Annotated in this window: 15 protein-coding genes and 4 pseudogenes; 16 read left to right on the top strand and 3 right to left on the bottom strand. The window is 74.8% G+C overall.

What is annotated here, in order from left to right; translation table 11 throughout:
- The first annotated feature begins 5 nt into the window (after nt 1-5).
- The 3 genes and pseudogenes from GEV43_RS32230 to GEV43_RS48420 all read left to right on the top strand — a co-directional run bounded on the left by GEV43_RS32230 (nt 6) and on the right by GEV43_RS48420 (nt 2,664).
- Nucleotides 6-803 (top strand): alpha/beta hydrolase family protein, encoded by a 798-nt coding sequence (locus tag GEV43_RS32230; RefSeq protein ID WP_160823898.1) that lies wholly within the window; start codon nt 6-8, stop codon nt 801-803.
- Nucleotides 804-842: 39 nt separating this feature from the next.
- Nucleotides 843-2,383 (top strand): annotated as a pseudogene (asnB, locus tag GEV43_RS32225) (asparagine synthase (glutamine-hydrolyzing)); the annotation flags it as partial.
- Between the two features lie 80 nt (nt 2,384-2,463).
- Nucleotides 2,464-2,664: a hypothetical protein gene (locus tag GEV43_RS48420; RefSeq protein ID WP_206681362.1), complete on the top strand. Its 201-nt coding sequence runs from the start codon at nt 2,464-2,466 to the stop codon at nt 2,662-2,664.
- A 19-nt stretch (nt 2,665-2,683) separates the two neighbouring features.
- Here the strand turns inward: GEV43_RS48420 and GEV43_RS32220 are convergent, their stop codons facing one another.
- Entirely contained in the window at nt 2,684-4,318 is a 1,635-nt protein-coding gene (locus GEV43_RS32220; RefSeq protein ID WP_160823897.1) for an AMP-binding protein, read from the bottom strand.
- A 321-nt stretch (nt 4,319-4,639) separates the two neighbouring features.
- On the opposite strand from GEV43_RS32220, the gene GEV43_RS32215 reads away from it, so the two are divergent.
- Nucleotides 4,640-6,121, top strand: coding sequence for an MFS transporter (locus GEV43_RS32215; protein ID WP_160823896.1), 1,482 nt, complete (start codon nt 4,640-4,642; stop codon nt 6,119-6,121).
- 751 nt (nt 6,122-6,872) lie between these two features.
- Here the strand turns inward: GEV43_RS32215 and GEV43_RS32210 are convergent.
- Nucleotides 6,873-8,432, bottom strand: a pseudogene (locus GEV43_RS32210) (lantibiotic dehydratase); the annotation flags it as partial.
- Between the two features lie 41 nt (nt 8,433-8,473).
- On the opposite strand from GEV43_RS32210, the gene GEV43_RS32205 reads away from it, so the two are divergent.
- From GEV43_RS32205 to GEV43_RS48410, 12 genes and pseudogenes are all read left to right on the top strand, one after another.
- Nucleotides 8,474-9,508, top strand: a complete 1,035-nt coding sequence (locus GEV43_RS32205) for a ketoacyl-ACP synthase III family protein (RefSeq protein WP_160823895.1) — start codon at nt 8,474-8,476, stop codon at nt 9,506-9,508.
- Between the two features lie 266 nt (nt 9,509-9,774).
- A complete protein-coding gene (locus tag GEV43_RS32200; protein WP_160823894.1) occupies nt 9,775-10,662 on the top strand; it encodes a sulfotransferase in 888 nt (295 codons plus the stop codon).
- A 1-nt stretch (nt 10,663) separates the two neighbouring features.
- Nucleotides 10,664-11,437, top strand: coding sequence for an SDR family oxidoreductase (locus GEV43_RS32195; protein WP_160823893.1), 774 nt, complete (start codon nt 10,664-10,666; stop codon nt 11,435-11,437).
- Nucleotides 11,438-11,439: 2 nt separating this feature from the next.
- On the top strand, nt 11,440-12,273 hold the full coding sequence (locus GEV43_RS32190) for a family 3 encapsulin nanocompartment shell protein (protein ID WP_160823892.1): 834 nt from the start codon (nt 11,440-11,442) through the stop codon (nt 12,271-12,273).
- Between the two features lie 131 nt (nt 12,274-12,404).
- Nucleotides 12,405-13,280, top strand: a complete 876-nt coding sequence (locus tag GEV43_RS32185; protein WP_309239953.1) for a transketolase — start codon at nt 12,405-12,407, stop codon at nt 13,278-13,280.
- Complete coding sequence (locus GEV43_RS32180) at nt 13,277-14,407, top strand: transketolase family protein (protein WP_160823890.1); 1,131 nt, start codon at nt 13,277-13,279, stop codon at nt 14,405-14,407. The genes GEV43_RS32185 and GEV43_RS32180 overlap by 4 nt, the downstream gene beginning before the upstream one ends.
- Nucleotides 14,382-14,549 carry a lysine biosynthesis protein LysW gene (gene lysW / locus GEV43_RS32175; RefSeq protein WP_160823889.1) on the top strand — a complete coding sequence of 56 codons (168 nt, stop codon included), beginning with the start codon at nt 14,382-14,384 and terminating at the stop codon, nt 14,547-14,549. The genes GEV43_RS32180 and lysW overlap by 26 nt, the downstream gene beginning before the upstream one ends.
- On the top strand, nt 14,546-15,421 hold the full coding sequence (gene lysX, locus GEV43_RS32170; protein WP_309239952.1) for a lysine biosynthesis protein LysX: 876 nt from the start codon (nt 14,546-14,548) through the stop codon (nt 15,419-15,421). The genes lysW and lysX overlap by 4 nt, the downstream gene beginning before the upstream one ends.
- Nucleotides 15,418-16,425, top strand: coding sequence for an N-acetyl-gamma-glutamyl-phosphate reductase (gene argC, locus GEV43_RS32165; RefSeq protein ID WP_160823887.1), 1,008 nt, complete (start codon nt 15,418-15,420; stop codon nt 16,423-16,425). Before lysX ends, argC begins: the two co-directional genes overlap by 4 nt.
- Nucleotides 16,425-17,225, top strand: coding sequence for a [LysW]-aminoadipate kinase (locus tag GEV43_RS32160; RefSeq protein ID WP_160823886.1), 801 nt, complete (start codon nt 16,425-16,427; stop codon nt 17,223-17,225). Before argC ends, GEV43_RS32160 begins: the two co-directional genes overlap by 1 nt.
- Nucleotides 17,222-17,521: pseudogene (locus GEV43_RS56465) on the top strand (hypothetical protein); the annotation flags it as partial. The gene GEV43_RS32160 and the pseudogene GEV43_RS56465, both read left to right, overlap by 4 nt.
- 92 nt (nt 17,522-17,613) lie before the next feature.
- The gene (locus tag GEV43_RS48410) at nt 17,614-18,252 is read left to right on the top strand and encodes a M20/M25/M40 family metallo-hydrolase (RefSeq protein ID WP_206681361.1); all 639 of its coding nucleotides are present in this window, start codon (nt 17,614-17,616) and stop codon (nt 18,250-18,252) included.
- Nucleotides 18,253-18,398: 146 nt separating this feature from the next.
- Here the strand turns inward: GEV43_RS48410 and GEV43_RS56460 are convergent.
- Nucleotides 18,399-18,689 (bottom strand): annotated as a pseudogene (locus GEV43_RS56460) (nuclear transport factor 2 family protein); the annotation flags it as partial.
- Nucleotides 18,690-18,731 lie beyond the last annotated feature (42 nt).

Below are 18,731 nucleotides of genomic sequence, written 5' to 3'. Positions count from 1 at the left end.
CGGCGATGAAAGTCCTGACGGAGACCTGGTGGAGCGCGTCGATCGGCCGCGAGAAGTCCGTGACGGTCGCCCTGCCGCCCACCTATTCCCCGGTCGGCAAGCCGTTCCCGGTGCTGTACCTGCTGCACGGTTTCGGCGGCAACCGGAACACCTGGCTCCAGTGCAGGGACCTCACGACCGAGGTCGATTCCGGCGAGCTGATCCTGGTGTTCCCCGAGTCCGGGCGGTCCTGGTTCATCAACGACGCGCGGGGCCGGCGCTACGAGGACTATCTGGTCGGCGAGGTCGTCGGCCATATCGACGGCCGTTTCAACACCGCGGCGTGCCGGGAAGGGCGCGGCATCGGCGGATTCTCGATGGGCGGCGCCGCCGCGCTGTTCCAGGCGCTGCTGCACGGTGACCTGTTCTCGGTGGTGTGCAGCAACGGCGGCGCCTTCGAAGCCCCGCTGCGGGCGGGCGACCCGTACAGCAGTTTCCGGGACGACCGGGCGCTGGCCATGCCGACCACGCGGGACCACGAGCGGGTGTGGGGCCCGGTCGGCAGCGAGGTCCGCCGGAAGTACGACCCGTACCGGCTGCTCCGCGAACGGAACGCGGAGCAGCCGATCGGCATCCATTTCGATGTCGGGCTGGACGACTATCCGCGGATGATCGACATGAACCGGAGGATGAGGGACGCGCTTTCGGCCGAATCCGTTCCCCACGAATATCGAGAACGTCCCGGCGGGCATGACTGGGAGTTCGTCAACGCCGGTCTTCCCGACCTTTTCACGTTCGCGCGGAGCCGGCTCCTCTCCGCGTGACCCGAGCGCGCCACCACGACGACGATCAGAGGACTGCTCATGTGCGGCATCACCGGTTGGGTCGACTGGACGCGGGACCTGCGGCGGGAACGCGCCGTCGTCTCGGACATGACGCGGACGCAGACGCCGCGGGGCCCCGACGCGGAGGGGGTGTGGCTCTCGCGCCACGCCGCGTTCGGGCACCGGCGGCTCGCCGTCATCGACATCGAGGGCGGCCGGCAGCCGATGGCGCGGAACGGGCGCCATGGCGAGCCGGTGGTCATCACGTTCAGCGGCGAGATCTACAACTTCCAGGAGCTCCGCACGGAACTGCGCGGCGCCGGCTGGTCGTTCACGACGCGGTCGGACACCGAAGTGCTGCTGACGGCCTACCTGGAATGGGGACCGGATCTCGTCACCCGGCTCAACGGAATGTACTCCTTCGCCATCTGGGACGAGCGGAGGCAGCAGCTCCTGCTGGTGAGGGACCGGCTCGGGATAAAGCCGCTCTACTACGCCGCGCTGGGCGAGGGGATCGTTTTCGGGTCGGAGCCCAAGGCGCTGCTGGCGCATCCCGAAATGGCGGCCGAGGTCGATCTGGAGGGGATCGCGGAGCTGATGGTCGTTCCGCGCGCGAAGACTCCCGGCCACGCCGTCTACCGCGGAATGCGGGAGGTGAAGCCGGGATGCCTCGTCGTCGCCGACGCCTCCGGCTGCCGGGAGCGCCGGTACTGGCAGGTGCGGGCCGAGCCCCACAGCAAAGACTTCCGGACGACGACGGCCGAGATCCGTTCCCTGCTCACCGACATCGTCAAGCGGCAGGTGGTCGCGGACGTGCCGGTCGGCACGCTGCTCTCCGGCGGAATCGACTCCAGCGCCATCACGGCCCTGGCCGCCCGGGAGTTCCAGGGGGAGCTGACGAGCTATTCGGTGGGCGTCCCGACGCCCGCCAAGGCGGGAAGCGACGCGTGGCGGCCGAGCCCGGACGAGCCGTACGCGAAACTGGTCGCCGAACGGCTCGGCCTGAAGCATTCCGTGGCCGAGGTCAGCACCGGCAGCCTCGTCGAGGGGATCGAGCGCGGGCTCCAGGCGCGCGACCTGCCCGGCTGGGGAGATCTCGACACCTCGATCTACCACCTGTTCCGGACGGTCCGGGAGAACTGCACCGTCGCCCTTTCCGGGAGTCCGCCGACGAGGTGTTCGGCGGCTACACCTGGCAGATGGACGAACGGTTCATTCAGCATTCGTCGTTCCCCTGGATGTATTCGAGGCGCCAGCCCGAGTTCCTCCTCCGCGAGGAGATCAGGCGCGAGATTCGGCCGGAGGAGTACGAGGCCGAGCGGTACCGGGAGGCGCTGAGCGAGGTCCCGCACCTGGACGGCGAGGACCCGGGCCGGCGCAGGCAGCGCGAGGTGTTCTACCTGGGCCTCACCCGCTGGCTGGGTGCGCTCCTCGACCGGAAGGACCGGATGAGCATGGCCGTCGGCCTGGAGGTCCGGGTCCCGTTCGCCGACCACCGGCTGGCCGAGTACCTGTTCAACGTGCCCGCGGACCTGAAGGCGCACGGCGGGACGGAGAAGGCGCTGCTGCGCCAGGCGTGCGCCGACCTGCTCCCGGAGGAGATCGTCAAGAGGCCGAAGAGCGCCTACCCGGCCAGCCAGGACCCGAGTACCTCGCGACGGTGCGGAACCTCGTCATCGACATGGTCGGCGACCCGGACGCCCCGCTGTTCGACCTCATGGACCGGGAGCGGGTCCGTACGGCGGTCACCTCCGACCTGGACGCGCTGCCCGGCCCGATCACCGCCCGTACGCCCGCGATCGGCCTGTCCTACCTCCTCGAACTCAACCGTTGGCTCTCCCGCGTCCGCGTCGTGACCTGACCCCGCGTCGGCGGCGCGTTCACCGCCGCGGCCGGGACGCGTTCGCGTAGCGCTGCCGCAGTTCGGCCTTGCGGATCTTTCCGGTGGCGGTCCTGGGCAGGTCGTCGAGCAGTTCGAGGCGCTGCGGCCAGTACGCCTTGGTCATCCCCGCGTCGTCCAGCGAGCGTCGCAGCTCGTCCAGGCTGACCTCCGAGGCCGCGCCGGCGGGCGTCACCACCGCGCAGATCGTCTCGTCCTCCCGCTCGTCGGGGACGCCGATGACCGCGACGTCGCGGACGCCGGGATGCCGGGCGATGATCGACTCCAGGTCGGTGACGGGCGCGATGTTGGCGTTGCGCAGGATCATGTCCTTGGCGCGGCCGGTGATGCGGATGCCGCCGCGGCCGTCGGGGCGGGCGAGGTCGCCGGTGTTGAACCACCCGTCGGAGTCGAGGTCGGCCGCGTACAGGTCGTCGCGCCGGTAGTAGCCGAGGCACTGCGTCGGGCCGCGGATCCACAGCACGCCCTCGCCGTCGGTGCGTTCGGAGACGGGGTCGATCCTCAGCTCCATGTCCGCGATGGGGCTGCCGTCGCTGTGCGCGGCCCAGTCCTCGGGGTCGTCCGGGCGGGTGATCGTCGCCGGGCCGTTCTCGGTCATCCCCCAGAGCGAGTACAGCCGGAGCCCGAAGACGTCCCTGGTCTCGCCGATGAAGTACGGCGGGATCGGGGCCGACCCGCTGACCAGCCAGGCGAGCGCGGGAATGTGGCGCGGCGAGGACCGCTGCTCCTCGATCAGGCTCAGCAGGTAGAACGGCGCGCAGTAGAAGAACGTGACCGCGTGGCGCGCCATGAGGTCGAGGGCGGCGCCGGGCTCCTTGGCGTCCTGGAACGCCATGGTGCCGCCCAGCGTCAGCGGCATCAGCATGCCCTGCACGACACCGGTGTAGTGGGTGTAGAGCGCGGTGGTGTACATGACGAGCGTCTCGTCCAGCCCGAAGGCGTCGGCCTCGCCGCGGACGGCCGCGTACAGCGTGTTCTGGCTGTGCAGGACCCCCTTGGGCTCGCTCGTCGTGCCCGAGGTGAACAGCACGAGGTACGGGTCGTCGGGGCCGAGCTCGCGGACGTCGAGCAGGTGGCCGTGCCGTTCCTCCCAGGCCGTTCCGAAGAAGAACGACTCGAACTCGCCGGTGCCCTCCGGGCCGGGGCCGTCGGCGACGAACACGCGTTCCAGGGACGGCAGCTCGGCGGCGAACTCCGCGCCCAGCTCCCCCAGCCTGTCGCCGTTGTCCTCCGCCATGGTGACCAGGACCCGGGCTTCGGTGACGCGCAGCATGACGTCGAGCTCGCGGCGCCGGTAGGTCTTCATGAGCGGGCAGTACACGATCCCGGCGCGCAGGCAGCCGAGCGTGAGCGCGGCGAGCTCCCACCGGTCGGTGAGCTGGACCGCGATGACGTCGCCGGGGCGCAGCCCGAGCTCGACCAGGGCGCTCGCGCAGCGGTCGGAGGCCGCGGCGAGCTGCTCGTAGTCGAGCCGGTGCGTGCGCCCGTCGGACTGGCGCCGGGTGACGACCGCCGTCTTCCGCGGCCTGTCGCGCACGTGCCGCCGCAGATCGTCGAGGAACGTCTCGTCCCGCCACCAGCCGCGCTCGCGGTAGCTCGCAGAGGTCTCGGTCATGTCCGCTCTCCAGTTCTGTTCTCCGGCGAGAAGCACGGTCGATGCTCGGGCCCGGTCGGGCGGCCGCCTCAGGGGACGGCGGACCGGCCGCGGCGTTCGCCCGCGCGGAACCCGTTCCGCGCGGGACGCGGCGGCGTCCGCGGGGCGGCGGGCGGGGGCGTGGCGGGGGGAACGGCTCCGGCAAGCACGGCGGCTCCCGAGGGGTTGGGACCGAGATCGGCCGACGGCACTCGTCCTCGTTCAGGTCTGCCTTGCAGCGAAGATCCATGATCTTATCGATTCTGTCCAGACCCGCACGGGCTCGTTCTCGCGGAGGCGCGCATGCCGCCGGCGGTGCCGCACGACGCCCGGCCGGCGCGGTGGCGCCTCGCCGGAGGGCCCGCGCTCGCGCTCCTGGCGGGCTGCCAGCTCCTGCTCGTGGTGGACGCCTCGATCGTGAACGTCGCGCTGCCCAGCGTCCAGCGCGGCCTGGGCTTCACCGACGCCGGGCTGTCGTGGGTGGTCAACGCCTACACCCTCGCCTTCGGCGGCCTGCTGCTCCTCGGGGGACGGGCCGGCGACCTGCTCGGCCACCGGCGGGTGTTCGCGGCGGGCGTCGCGGTGTTCACGGCCGCGTCGCTGGCCGGGGGCCTGGCGGCGTCGCCGGGGTGGCTGCTGGCCGCGCGGGCCGCGCAGGGCGCCGGCGCCGCGCTGGCCGGGCCGGGGTCGCTCGCGCTCATCGCCACCACCTTCGAGGACGGGCCGCGCAGGAGCCGCGCGCTCGCGGTCTTCTCGGTCGCCGGGAGCGCGGGCATGGTGGTCGGGCTGGTCCTCGGCGGGCTGCTGACCGCGTGGGCGTCGTGGCGCGCCGTCCTGTTCGTGAACGTCCCGGTCGGGGCGGCGATCGTCCTGCTGGCGCCGCGGGTCCTGCGCGAGTCCCCGGGACGGGAGGGGCGCTTCGACGTCGCCGGGGCGCTCGCGTGCACGCTCGGCTCGACGCTGCTGGTGTACGGCTTCATCCGCGCGGCCGAGCGCGGCTGGAACGGGGGCCTGACGGTGGGCGCGTTCTGCGGCGCGGCGGTCCTGCTCGCGCTGTTCCCCGCGATCGAGGCGCGCGCCGCGCAGCCCGTGCTGCCGCTGCGGCTGTTCGGCGACCGCGACCGGGTGGGGGCCTTCCTGATGCGGCTGCTGCTCACCTCGGCCATGAGCGGCATGCTGTTCTTCCTCACCCTCTACGTGCAGCGGGTGCTCGGGTACGGGCCGCTGGCGACCGGGTTCGGCTTCCTGCCGACGACGGCCGCCCTCATCGCCGCGAGCCGGGCGGTGCCCCGGCTGCTCCCCCGGTACGGCCCGCAGCCGGTCATGGCGGCGGGCGCGGTGCTGTGCGCGGCCGGGATGGTGTGGCTGACGCAGGTCTCGCCGACCAGCTCGTACGTCACGATGATCCTGGGCCCGGTGCTGCTGTTCGGCGCGGGAACGGGGCTGGTGGCGGTGGCCGCGACGTTCGTGGCGATGGCGTCCGTCCCGGCGGGCGAGTCCGGCGCGACCTCGGCGCTGCTCCAGAGCATGCAGCAGATCGGCGGATCGCTGGGCGTCGCGGTGCTGATCACCGTGAACGGGGCCGCCGCGCGGGGAGGCTCGCAGGTGGACGGGATGCGCGGCGCGTTCACCGCGGGCGTGGCGTTCACCGCCGCGATGCTCGTGACCGCGCTGCTCGGCTTCCGCAGGCGTTCCGGCGGCCACGGGCGCTCTGGTGGTCAGGAACGCTCCGGCGGTCACGGACGTTCCGGGTCGCAGATCTGGAGGCGCAGCTCGGAGAAGTAGCGCCGCCCCTGGGCGTCGGCGAGCCAGGCGTCCTCCGGTCCGGGCAGCAGTTCGGTGAACACGACGGGGACGCCGTCGCCCGAGGACGCGCGGCCCGCGCGGAGCATCGTCGCGAACGCCGACACGTACCGGGGCCGGTGAAGTCCACGTACACGGGCTTGACCTCGGTGCCGACCTTGGCGAACACGCGTTCCGGCAGGCCGAGGGAGCGGCGCAGGCGGCGCGCGGCCAGGTACTCGCGGGCGGCGCCGCCTCCGGGCGCGAGCCTCGTCGCGCCGACGGTCGTGCGCCAGGTCTCGCGGGCGACGACGAGGCCGTCCAGCGTGAGCCGCGGATGGTGCGGGCCCGCCCCGGCGAGCTTGAACGCCTCGGTGCCGAGCCAGCCGAACAGCAGCGCGAACACCTCGCGCAGCGGGCGGCGGAGCCCGCCGGGGCCGGTGACCTCCAGCGTCCCGCCGCGTTCGGCCACGGTCAGCGCGACGATCGGCAGGACGCGCCCGGGATCGGCTCCCGGGGCCGCCGTGAAGGCGAGCTGGTGGTCGTCCACGCCGAGGACGGGCGCGATGCGCGCGGTGTACTGCGGCCACCACGTCGGGTACAGCGGGCGGAACTGGGGGCCGATGTCCTCGGCCGCGGCGGCCCGCAGCCGTCCGGGGTCGGGATGGCGGTCGGCGAAGACGGCGCAGTCCAGCGTCGGCCAGGCGGCGTGCATCTCGCCGAGCACGAGCGTGAACTCCCCCGCAGCGAGCGCGTCCACGCTGGAGGCGCAGACGCACAGGTCGGGGCTGTGGATCCGGGCGCCCGCCCAGCCGGGGCGTTCGGCGGGGAACAGCCGCGCGGCGCGCTCGCGCAGGTCCGCGCTCGCGAAGCACAGGCGGTGCTCGCCGGGCGCCGCGCCGTCGAGCCCGAACAGCTCGGTCCAGCGGCGGGCGAACCCGGAGGCGACCGCGTCGGCCGGGCGGTCGCTCCCGGTCAGCAGGCGCTGCGCCGCGTCCCAGAACGCCGGCATCGGCACGCCGTCCTCCCCCGGCCCGAGCAGGTCCCGGTACAGGGCGCGGAAGGCGTCGTCGTACGCCTCCGCCAGGGCCGCCGACAGCCACCGCGCCGCCGGGAGCAGGACGGTCCCGAACGGCCCCGCCAGCGCCTCCAGGATCGGCCGGCCGAACGTGAGGTCCACATCGCGGACGGTCTCCTCGTAGCAGACGCGCCGTCCCGCGTACATCTGCCCGTCCCGACGCTGCGGCTCGGTGCCGGTGACGGCCGTGAACTCGGCGTCGAGCCGTTCGAGGGCGACCGCCAGGGCGTCGGCGTCCCCGGCGGCGGCGGCCACGGCGGCGCGCGCCCGGTCGAGCCGATCGAGCCCGGCCAGCGCCCGTTCCCTGGCGCGCGGCTCGGGGATCGCGGTGAGGGCGTCGCGCAGGACGCGTTCGGCGCGCGGGTTGTAGGGCAGGTTCACGCCGCGCCAGACGATCCCGGCTTCGACCAGCGATTCCAGGGCTTCGGCGCGGCGCGGATCGGGAGCGATCTCGGCCGCGCACCGGACGCCGTCGCATCCGGACAGCACCGCCGCCTGCGCATCGTTCAGCGGCAGGGGCTCGTCCCCCGGCCGCAGCACGCGCCGTCCCTCGACGGCCAGGTGCGGGTGGACGCCGGCGGGCAGCCACGGCGCCACGTCCGGATCGGAGAGCAGCGCGGCGACGTACGCCTCCAGGGCCCAGAACTCGTAGGCGACCTCGCGGGACCGCACGAGCCGTCCGCCCGGCCGCGCCGCGACCGCCTGGATCGTTCCGGGATCGAGCGTGCCCCAGGCGACGGGGCCGAAGAAGCCGACGGTGTCGTTCTTGCCGCAGTAGCGCTGCCAGTACCGGACGAGCGTGTTCTCCTTGGCCCGGCGCTCCTTGCGCGCACGCCTGGGGTTCTTGCCGTTCGTTTCGGCAACGGACGGCACCGGTTCGGCGAGCCGTGCGAGGCGGCTCGCGGCGGCGGGGTTCTGCCACGTCAGCGCCTCGCGGAAGAGCGGGTCGGCGGCCACGTGCGCGACGGCGCGTTCCGCTTGCGCCAGGGCCGCGTCCAGGGCCTGCGCGAATTCGGCCTCGGTCGCCGTGCCGTCCAGATGGGAATCGGCCGTAATCGCACATTCGGGTGCGCCGAAAAGGGCGAGACCGTGCGCGGGAAATCCGGTGGAGCGGAGGAGCACGTCGGCCCAGACCGACCATTGCGTGCCAGGTAGCGGGATCGAATGCGCATGGTCGCCCACCGCGGCCTCCTGCCGATGCCGGAAAAGCGGCTCTTTCCCGACGAAGATCAACATAATGTGTGACCCGTCCGCCGTCACCACCCCCGGAGGTCCGCATGCGCTACGACGGCCTGTACGTCGCCGGGCTCGCCCACCGGCTCCCGGACGCCGTGGACGTGGACGGCGCGGTCGAGGCGGGCCGGTACGACCCGGCCGACCGGCTGGCCGACGCGTACGCCTCCGTCACCGTCGCCGCGGACGAGGCGCCGCCCGAGATGGCCGCCGCCGCGGCGCGCCTGGCGCTCGGCCGGGCGGGGACGCCGCCGTCCGCGGTCGCGCTCCTCCTGCACGCCTCGGCGTGGTTCCAGGGCGTCGACTACTGGCCCGCCGCGTCGTACGTCCACCGCGAGGTCCTGGGCGACGCGGGCCGGCACGCGCCCGCGCTGGACGTCCAGCAGATGTGCGCCGGCGCCATGGGCGCGCTGGAGCTGGCCGCCTCGTACCTGGCCGCCGACGCCTCCCGCGCGTCCGCCCTGGTCACGACCGCCGACCGGTACGCCGACCCGGGGTTCGACCGGTGGCGCGGCGACGTGCGCGGCATCGTCTACGGGGACGGCGCGGCGGCGGCGGTGATCGGCCGCGAGGGGTTCGCGCGGCTGCTGTCGGTCTCGACGGTCGTGGACACCGCCCTTGAGGGCATGTACCGCGGGGACGAGCCGTTCGCCGCGGCCCCCGGCCGGGCCGTGGACGTGCGCGCGCGCCGCGAGGCGTTCGCCGCCGCCGGGCGGCCGGCGGGGGGCGTGGGCGAACGGACCGCGTCCGGCCTGGCCGAGGCCGTCGGGCGGACGCTGGACGAGGCCGGGATCGGGCTCGGCGACGTCGCCCGGTTCGTCTTCCCCAACGTCGGGCTCCAGGTGCTGCGCGAGCGGTACGCCGAGCCGCTCGGCCTGGACGTCGAGCGCACCGCCTGGGACTGGGGCCGCCGCACCGGCCACGTCGGCGCGGCCGACCAGCTCACCGGGCTCGCCCACCTGGTCGAGAGCGGGCGCGTGGCTCCGGGCGACCGGGTGCTGCTGCTGGGGATCGGCGCCGGTTTCGCGTGGACGTGCGCCGCCGTCGAGATCACCGCCCGCCCGGACTGGGGCGGCTGACGGAACGGACCGTACGCGCCGCGCCGCGCCGTACACGCCGCGCCGTACGCGCCGTGTTGTGAGCACCGTGCCGTAAGGGCCGGGGCGGACGATGGCGCCCGCCGTTCGGGTGCGGAGAGCGGGGCCCTCTCCGCCGTCTGTTATGTCGCGTCGTCACAACACGACGAAACAATCATGTTCTTGTCTTGATGGTTCCGCTTTGCGCAAGATCATGTTTTTATGTTGGCTGATCGACTCGCACCCGTCCCTGGGGGTTGTGGTTGCCAATGAAGGTGCTTTACATCACCGGTTGGTGCCGCAGCGGCAGCACGATGCTGGGCAACGTCCTCGCCGAGGCCCCGGGCGTCGTCCACGTGGGCGAGCTGCGCTTCCTCTGGCGGAACGGCGTGCTCGGCACGGGCAGCAACGGGCGGTGCGGCTGCGGCGCCGGCCACCGCGAATGCCCGTTCTGGTCCGAGGTGCTGGAGGAGGTCCGGCCGGACGGGCGCTCCCTCGAAGAGCACGCCGCCGAGGTCGTGGCGTGGCAGGAGGAGTGCCGGACCCGGCACACCTGGAAGGTGCTCCGGAACCCGCCGCGCAACGGATGGCCCGCGACCCTCGCCGCCGCCTACCGCGCCATCGCCCGCGTCTCCGGCGCGCGGGTCATCGTCGACAGCTCCAAGTACGCCTCGGACGCCGCGCTGCTGTCCGCGCTGCCGGGGATCGACGGCCGCTACGTCCACCTGGTCCGCGACCCGCGCGCGGTCGCCTGGTCGTGGCTGCGCCCGAAGGCGTACACCGGGTACCGCTCGACCGTGAACAGCACCCTGCACTGGACGGGCTTCAACCTGGCGGCCGAGGCCGTCGGCCGCGCGCACCGGGCCGACGCGCTGCGCGTGCGGTACGAGTCGCTCGTCAGCGACCCGCGCGCCGCCGTCGACCGGGTCCTGGAACTCGCCGGGCACGAGGGGCCGAACCCCGTCGCCCCCGACGGAACGGTCGAGCTCGGCGGCAACCACACGGTCACCGGCAACCCGAACCGGTTCGGCCGCGGCCGGACCCCCATAGAGGAGGACCGCAGATGGCACGCCGCGCTGCCCCGCCGCCAGCGTTCGGCGGCCACGCTGCTCGCGCTTCCGCTACTGCGCCGGTACGGCTACGGCAGAAGGGTGTGACGTGGACCTCGGACTGAACGGGAAGGTGGCCCTGGTCGCGGGAGGCTCCGCGGGCATCGGGTACGCGATCGCCCGCGACCTGGTGCGCGAGGGCGCGACGGTGTCGATCGCGGGCCGCGACCCCGCGCGGCTCGCCAAGGCCCGCGACGGCCTCCGCGCGGAGCTGGGCGCGGACGTCGCCACCCGCGAGCTGGACATCCGCGACACCGAGGCGGCCCGCGCCTGGGTCGACGGCACCGCGGCCGAGCACGGCGCGGCGCACATCCTGGTCACCAACGCCGGAGGGCCGCCCGCCGGGCCGACCGGCGCGTTCGGCCCGCAGGAGTACCGCGCCGCGGTCGAGTTGGGGATGATCGCCCACATCGGGCTCGTCCAGGCGGCGCTGCCGCACCTGCGCGCGGCGGGCTGGGGACGGGTCCTGATGGTCACCAGCGAGACGATCCGCGACATCATCCCCCGGTACGCGCTGTCGGGCATCGCGCGGGCCGGGCTAGCCGGATACGCCAAGACCCTCGTGCACGAGCTGGGCCCCGGGGACATCACCGTCAACGTCCTCGCACCCGGCTACACCGCGACGGAGGCGCTGCTCGCGGGGCTCACCGGCGACGTCGAGGCGGAGGCCGCGAAGGTCGGCGCGGAGGCGGGCATCCCGCTCGGCCGGGTGGCCCGGCCCGAGGAGGTCGCGGCGGCCGGGGTGTTCCTGCTGAGCGCCCGCGCGAGCTTCGTCACCGGCACCGTCCAGGTCGTGGACGGCGGCCGTTCCCTGGGAGTGTGACCGTGACCGACGTGCGCATGATGCTGGACGACCCGGAGCTGACCCGGCGCAGCCCGGGCGAGGAGTTCGCGCTCGCCCACGCCCGGCACGGGCCGGACGCGTCGGTCGAGCTGCGGGCCTCCATCAGCGACCTGTTCCCGCCCGCGAAGCGCCGTCCGCGGCTCACCGTCAGGCACCTGCTCCGCAAGGCCGTCGTCGACGCCGACGAGGTCACCGTCTTCACCGAGCGGGCCGAGAACGCCGCGCCGGACGACGCCGCGCCCGAGTGGAAGTTCGAGGTGGGGGCGCGGACGGTGGGCACGCAGACGATCCGGGCCGCGGTGCCGGTGCCGCCGGAGATCCTCGCCGACCCGGCCGCGCTCGCCGCGTTCGTCGACTACCGCCTGCTCGTACGGCTCGGCACGGCGGAGAACGACGTCCTGCTCAACGGGACCGGCCCGATCCAGGGCCTGCTGCGCTCCCCCGGCCTGCGCCGCCGCCCGGACGCGCCGGACGGGTCGGCCGCGCGGGCGCTGCTGGCGACCGCGGCGCTGTGCGAGTGGTACGGCGGGTCGGCCGACGGGATCGTCATGCACCCCGACGACTGGTGGCCGCTGGTGGAGGACGGCGCGTTCCTGGAACGGCTCGCCGTCCAGGGCGTCAAGGTCAGCCGTACCCGCATGGTGCCTCCGGGCACGGCCCTGGTCGGCGACTTCACCGCCGCCGCGACGCTGCTGGACCGCCGTTCCTCCACGATCCTGCTGGAGGGCGGCACGCTGGTGGCCGAGATCCGCGAGGGCCTCGCGGTGCACCTGCCGGGGCACTTCGTGCTCACCTCCCTCCCGGGCCCGCGCTGATGGCCGGGCGGGCCCCGGCCGATCCGCCGCGCGCGCAAGCACCGCGCACCGACCCGCCGCGCGCGGAAGCGCCGCAGGCGGAGCCGCCGCACGCGGAGCCGCCGCACGCGGACGCACCGGACGCGCCGCACGTGGATGCGGCGGCGGTCGCGCATCGGGTGCGCGAGCACATCGTGGGGATGTGCGCCGGGCCGGAGGGCGGCCATCTGGGCGGGTCGATGTCGCTGGTCGAGATCCTCACCGTCCTCTACTTCGAGGTGATGCGGAACGATCCGCGCCGCCCCGCCGCGCCGGACCGCGACATCTTCGTCCTCAGCAAGGGCCACGGCGCCATCTGCCTGTACGCGGTACTGGCCGAGCGGGGCTTCTTCCCGGTCGGCGAGCTCGCGGAGTACGCGCGGCCGGGCAGCAGGCTGATGGGCCACCCGATCCGCGCCGTTCCGGGGGTGGAGATGCCCACCGGGTCACTCGGGCACGGGCTCGCGCTGGCCAACGGGTTCGCGCTCGCCGACCGGGGCCGCCGCTGCTTCGCGGTCATGGGCGACGGCGAGCTCCAGGAAGGGTCGGTGTGGGAGGCCGCCATGGCATCCGCCGCGCTCGGGCTGGGCAACCTGACGGCGGTCGTGGACCGCAACAACCTCCAGATCACCGGCCCCACCGAGGACACGATCGGCCTGGAGCCGCTGGCGGACCGCTGGCGCAGCTTCGGCTGGACGGTGCGCGAGGTGGACGGCCACGACTTCGGCGCGCTGCGCCGGGCGCTCGCCCCCGACGGAACCGACGGCGGCGAGACCGGCGGCGGCGGGACGGGCGGCGACGGGACCGGCGGCGGGGCGGGCGAGGGCGGGACGGGCCGTCCGGTCGTGGTCATCGCGCGCACGGTCAAGGGGCGCGGGCTGCCGTCGCTCGAAGCCACGGCCCGCGGTCACTACGCCAAGCTGAGCGACCGCCAGGCCGAACGCTCCCTCGCCGTGCTGCGCGCCCGGCGCAGGAAGGCGGTCTCATGACGGGCGGCGGCACGGCACCGCCGGGCGGCGGGCGCGGCGCCCGGCAGGCGGAACGGCCCGAGGCCCGGCCGCGTTCGGCCCGGGAGGCGTACCGCGACCTGCTGCCCTCGCTGATGCTCGCCGACGACCGGCTGTACTGCCTGGACAGCGACACCGGGCTGTTCGACCGCGAGGCGTTCGCCGCCGTCCCGGGCCGCTACCTCAACCTCGGCATCGCCGAGCACAACCTGATGGGCACGGCCGCGGGCCTCGCCGCGAGCGGGAAGGTGCCGTTCGTGACCACGATGGCCACCTTCGCCACCACCCGGGCGCTGGAGGCCGTCAAGATCGACATCGCGTACAACGGGCTGCCGGTGCGGATCGTGGGCACCCACGGCGGGCTGGCCGCGGGGCACCTCGGGCCGACCCACCACGCGCTGGAGGACCTGGCGATCACGCGGCTGCTGCCCGGCTTCACCGTGGTCGTCCCGGGCGACGCGCGGCAGGCGGAGGAGGCGGTCCGGCAGAGCGTCGCGCTGCCCGGCCCCGTCTACATCCGGCTCGGCCGCTCCGCCACCCCGGACCTGGACGACCCGGTGCCCGGCCCCGCGTCCCGCCCGTCCGAGACCGGCCCGTCCGAGACCGGCCCGTTCGAGACCGGCGCGTTCGAGACCGGCGCGTTCGAGACCGGCGCGTTCGAGATCGGCAGGGCGCAGTGGCTCCGGCGGGGCGGGGACGTGGCGCTCGTCGCGTGCGGGCCGCACCCCGTGCTGGCCGCGTCGCGGGCGGCGGACCTGCTGGAGGCGCGGGGCGTGCGGGCCGCCGTGCTCAACCTGCACACGCTGCGCCCGCTCGACGCGGACGCCGTCGTGGCGGCGGCGTCCGGAACGGCGGGCGTCGTCACCGTCGAGGAGCACTGGCGTTCCGGCGGCCTCGGCGGGGCCGTCGCCGAGACCCTGGCCGAGCACGCGCCCGCCCGCGTCGCGCGGGTCGGCATGCCCGACGCGTTCGCCGAGCGGGCGGGCGGCCAGGCCGACCTGCTCGGGGTGTACGGCATCACGGCGGACGCCGTCGCCGCCGCGGCCCTGAACCTGACCGGCGCGATCCATGGAGGTGGCACGGATGACCCTGACCTGTCCCGAGTGTGAGGGCCCGGTCGAGCTCGCCGAACCGGTGCGGCTCAGCGAGATCGCCCAGTGCGCCGACTGCTCCAGCGAGCTGGAGGTGGTCGGGCTGGACCCGGTGGCGCTCGCCCTCGCCCCCGAGATCGAGGAGGATTGGGGCGAGTGAGGCCGGTGGCCGTGCTGGCCTCCAGGGTGCGGTACGAGGAGAAGCGCCTCTTCGCCGCCCTGGAGCGCCGCGGCGTGCCGTACGCGCACGTCGACACCCGCCGGTTCAGCGCCGAGCTGGGCGGCGGGGCGCGGGATGGCGGCCGTCCCCGGTACGCGGCGGCGCTGAACCGGGAGATCTCCCACAACCGCGGCCTGTACGCGTCGCTGCTGCTGGAGGCGCGCGGCGTCCCGACGGTCAACCGGGCCGAGGTGGTCGCGGTCTGCGGCGACAAGCTGCGCACGTCGCTGGAGCTGGAGCGCGCGGGGGTCCCCGTCCCGCGCACCGCGGTCGCGCTCACGCCGGAGGAGGGCGCGGACGCCGCCGAACGGCTCGGCTTCCCCGTCGTGGTCAAGCCGCTGACGGGCTCCTGGGGACGGCTCGTGGCGGCGGTCCACGACCGGGCGGGCGCCGAGACCGTCCTGGAGCACCGGGCCGCGCTGCCGTCGCCGCAGCAGCACATCGTGTACCTCCAGGAGCTCGTCGACAAGCCGGGCCGCGACGTGAGGGTGATCGTGGCCGGCGACGAGGTGCTCGGCGCGACGTACCGGTACGGCGACGGCTGGCGCACCAACGCCGCGCTCGGCGGGCGCTCCGAGCGGTGCCCGCTCACCCCCGAGCTGACCGGCCCGGCGCTCGCCGCCGCGCGGGCCGTCGGCGGCGGGGTGCTGGGCGTCGACCTGGTCGAGGGACCCGACGGGCCGCTGGTGCTGGAGGTCAACCACACCGTCGAGTTCCGCGGCTTCCAGGACGCGCACGGCGACGCGGTGGACGTGGCGGACGCGATCGTCTCCCACGTGCTGGACGCGGCCGGGTCCGGGGAGGCGGGGTGATCCGGGTCTGCGTCATGGGCGCCGCCGGCTACCTGGGCGGCGAGCTGCTGCGGCTGCTGCTCGGGCATCCGGGAACGGAGGTGGCGCGGGCGGTGTCCACCCGGTTCCCGGGCCGCCGCGTCGACTCCGTCCACCCCAACCTGCGGGGCCGGACCGCCCTGGCGTTCAGCTCGCCGGACGACCTGGACGCGTGCGACGTGCTGCTGATGGCCACGCCGCACCGCACCACCATGACCCTGCTCCCGGAGGTGCGGCGGCACGCCCGGACGGTCATCGACCTGTCGGGGGACTTCCGGCTGCCGGACGCCGCGGTCTACGAGCGGTACTACGGCGTCCCGCACGCCGCGCCCGAGCTGCTCGGCGAGTTCGTCCCCGGCGTCCCGGAGCTGTTCCGCGCCGAGCTGGCGGGCGCCGACCTCATCAGCGTGCCCGGCTGCACGGCCACCGCCGCGATCCTCGCGCTGCGCCCCCTGGCCGGGCTGGTCGGGCCGGACGTGCAGATCGACGCCCGTACCGGGTCGAGCGGGTCGGGCGCGCTCGCCGGGGACGCCAACCTGCACGCCGAACGCAGCGGGGCCATGCGGGTGTTCGCCCCGGTGCGGCACCGGCACGAGGCGGAGGTGTCGCGGCTGACCGGGCTGAACGCGCGGATGACCGCGACCGGCGTCGAGGCGGTGCGCGGGGTGCAGGTCGTCTGCCACGCCACCGGCGCGGCGGACGAGCGGACGCTCCGCCGCGCCTACCGCGAGCACTACGGCGGCGAGCCGTTCGTACGGATCGTCGCGCACCGCACGGGCGCGCACCGGCTGCCCGACCCGAAGCTGCTGTCCGGGTCCAACTACTGCGACGTCGGCTTCGCGGCGGACGGCGACCGGATCACCGCGATCGCCGCGCTGGACAACCTCGTCAAGGGCGGGGCGGGCGCGGCGGTGCAGTGCCTCAACGTCCGCACCGGCCAGCCCGAGACCCTGGGCCTGGAGTTCCCCGGCCTGCACCCGATCTGATGGGCGTCACCGTGGTCAAGTGCGGCGGAGCGGTCCCCGCCGAGGCGGTGTGCGCGGACCTGGCCGGCCTCGCCGGGCGGGTCGTCCTCGTCCACGGCGGCGGCGTCGAGATCGACCGGCTGGCCCGCGAGCTGGGCGTCCCCGCCCGCACGCTCGTGTCGCCGAGCGGCGTGACGAGCCGCCACACCGATCCGGCCATGCTCGACGCGGTCACCCTCGCCCTCGCCGGGCGGGTCAAGCCGCGGCTGGTGCGCGCGCTCGCCGCGGCCGGCGTCCCGGCGGTCGGGCTGACGGGGCTGGACGGCGGGCTGCTGCGGGCCCGGCGCAAGACCGCGCAGCGCACCGTGCGGGACGGCCGCACCGTCATCGTCCGGGACGACCACAGCGGGCGCGTCACCGGCGTCCGGCCCGGGGCGCTGCACGCGCTGCTCGGGGCCGGGTTCGTCCCGGTGGTGTCGCCGCCCGCGACGGGCGAGGACGGCGCGCCCGTGAACGTGGACGCCGACCGCGCCGCGGCGGCGGTGGCGGGCGCGCTCGGCGCCGAACGGCTCGTCCTGCTCACCACGGCGCCGGGCGTGCTGCGGGACGCCTCCGACGAGGGCACCCTCCTGGACCGCTGCGCGCTGCCCCGCGAGGGCCCGGTGCCGCACGCGGCGTCCGGCGGCATGCACCGCAAGCTCATCGCCGCCCGCGAGGCCCTGCTCGCGGGCGTTCCCGGGGTGTCGGTCTGCGACGGCCGGGTACCCCGTCCGGTCACCGCCGCCCTGGCCGGCGCCGGCACGACACTGGAGATCACATGAGCACACCCGTCGACCTGCTGCACGCCATGCTGTCCATCCCCTCGCCGTCCGGCCGGGAGGACGAGCTGGCGCGCTTCCTGGAGAAGGCCATGAACGACCTCGGCCTCGCCGCCCGCCGGGACGAGGCCGGCAACGTGATCGGCGACATCGGCGCGGGCAAGGGCCCGGTGGTGATGCTCCTCGGCCATCTCGACACCGTCGACCGGCCGCTGCCGGTGCGGCGCGACCGCGACCGGCTGGCGGGCCGCGGCGCCGCCGACGCCAAGGGCCCGCTCGCGGCGATGATCAGCGCCGCCGCGGCCCGGCCGTCGTTCCCCGGGACGATCCGGGTCGCCGGGGCGGTCGAGGAGGAGCGGCTCTCCCGGGCGGCGAGCACCTGGCGCGCACCGTGCCGGCGCCCGACGCCCTGGTCATCGGCGAGCCGAGCGGCTGGTCCCGGGTGGTGCTGGGCTACAAGGGCAAGATCGACATCGGGTACCGGGTGGCCCGCCCCTCGACCCACTCGACCAACCCGGTGGACAAGGCGAGCGAGGTCGCGGTGGGGTTCTGGCACGACCTGCTGGAGGCGCTCGGCCCCGAACGCGACCACGGCGCGTTCGGCCTGCCCGCCGCCACCCTGCGCGGGATCCGCGGCGACCCGACCGAGGCCCGGCTCGACGTCGACTGCCGGGTCCCGCCCGGGTACGACGCGGAGGCCCTGGCCGGGCGGCTGCGCCTGCTCGCGAACGGCGGCGAGGTCACCGTCGTCCGGCACGTCCCCGCGGTCCGCCGCCCCCGCACCGACCCGGTCGTGCGGGCGGTCACGGCGGCCATCCGGCGGCACGGCGGGACGCCCCGGCCGACCGTCAAGACGGGCACGTCCGACATGAACACCGTGGCTCCCCACTGGAACGTGCCGATGGCGGCGTACGGCCCGGGGGACGGGTCGCTGGACCACGCCGACGACGAGCACATCGAGATCGCCGAGTACCTGAGGGGCATCGAGGTGCTCACCACCGCGCTGGACGAACTGGCCGCCGCCCTGTGACCGCCCGGGAGGCCGCCCTGTGACCGCCTAGGGAAGGCGTCCGCGAGGGCTTCGGCGAACGCGGCGTGGTGGGCGTAGTCGCGCGACTCCACGATGAGGCCGTCGCGTACGCGCATGACGAAAATGTTGGGCACCGTGAACGCCCGGCCGGTGGTGGTGACGCGGCCCTCGTACGCGAACTCGGCGACGATCACCTCCGGGTCCGCGGTCTCGTGCACGACGACGTCGCGCGCCCGCATCTCGATCGGCAGCTCGGGGACGCGGGCGAAGTGCGCGCGCAGGCCGGCGCGGCCGACCAGCCGGGAGGCGGGGGCGGCGAACGGGTGCGTGACCACGGCGTCCTCGGCGTACAGCAGCGGCAGCTCCGCGTACCGGCGCCCGGTCACCCCGTCGATCAGCCGCTGGAAGACCGCGCGCGGCGCGGCGAGGTCGGACATGGTTCTCCCCTTCCATAAGCGGAGCTGTCACTCCGATTGATT

The sequence above is a fragment of the Actinomadura sp. J1-007 genome, from assembly GCF_009793335.1.
GTDB classification, from domain to species: Bacteria; Actinomycetota; Actinomycetes; order Streptosporangiales; family Streptosporangiaceae; genus Spirillospora; species Spirillospora yumaensis.
Note: the sequence above shows the minus strand (reverse complement) of the source record. Positions and strands in the feature narration are given on the sequence as shown.

Bases quoted from the DNA above. Each gene is read 5' to 3' on its own strand.
- lysW (WP_160823889.1), top strand. From the start codon at position 14,382: ATGACCCTGACCTGTCCCGAGTGTGAGGGCCCGGTCGAGCTCGCCGAA.
- GEV43_RS32220 (WP_160823897.1), bottom strand. From the start codon at position 4,318: ATGACCGAGACCTCTGCGAGCTACCGCGAGCGCGGCTGGTGGCGGGAC.
- GEV43_RS32215 (WP_160823896.1), top strand. From the start codon at position 4,640: ATGCCGCCGGCGGTGCCGCACGACGCCCGGCCGGCGCGGTGGCGCCTC.
- GEV43_RS32200 (WP_160823894.1), top strand. From the start codon at position 9,775: ATGAAGGTGCTTTACATCACCGGTTGGTGCCGCAGCGGCAGCACGATG.
- GEV43_RS32205 (WP_160823895.1), top strand. From the start codon at position 8,474: ATGCGCTACGACGGCCTGTACGTCGCCGGGCTCGCCCACCGGCTCCCG.
- GEV43_RS32230 (WP_160823898.1), top strand. From the start codon at position 6: ATGAAAGTCCTGACGGAGACCTGGTGGAGCGCGTCGATCGGCCGCGAG.
- GEV43_RS32180 (WP_160823890.1), top strand. From the start codon at position 13,277: ATGACGGGCGGCGGCACGGCACCGCCGGGCGGCGGGCGCGGCGCCCGG.
- GEV43_RS32160 (WP_160823886.1), top strand. From the start codon at position 16,425: ATGGGCGTCACCGTGGTCAAGTGCGGCGGAGCGGTCCCCGCCGAGGCG.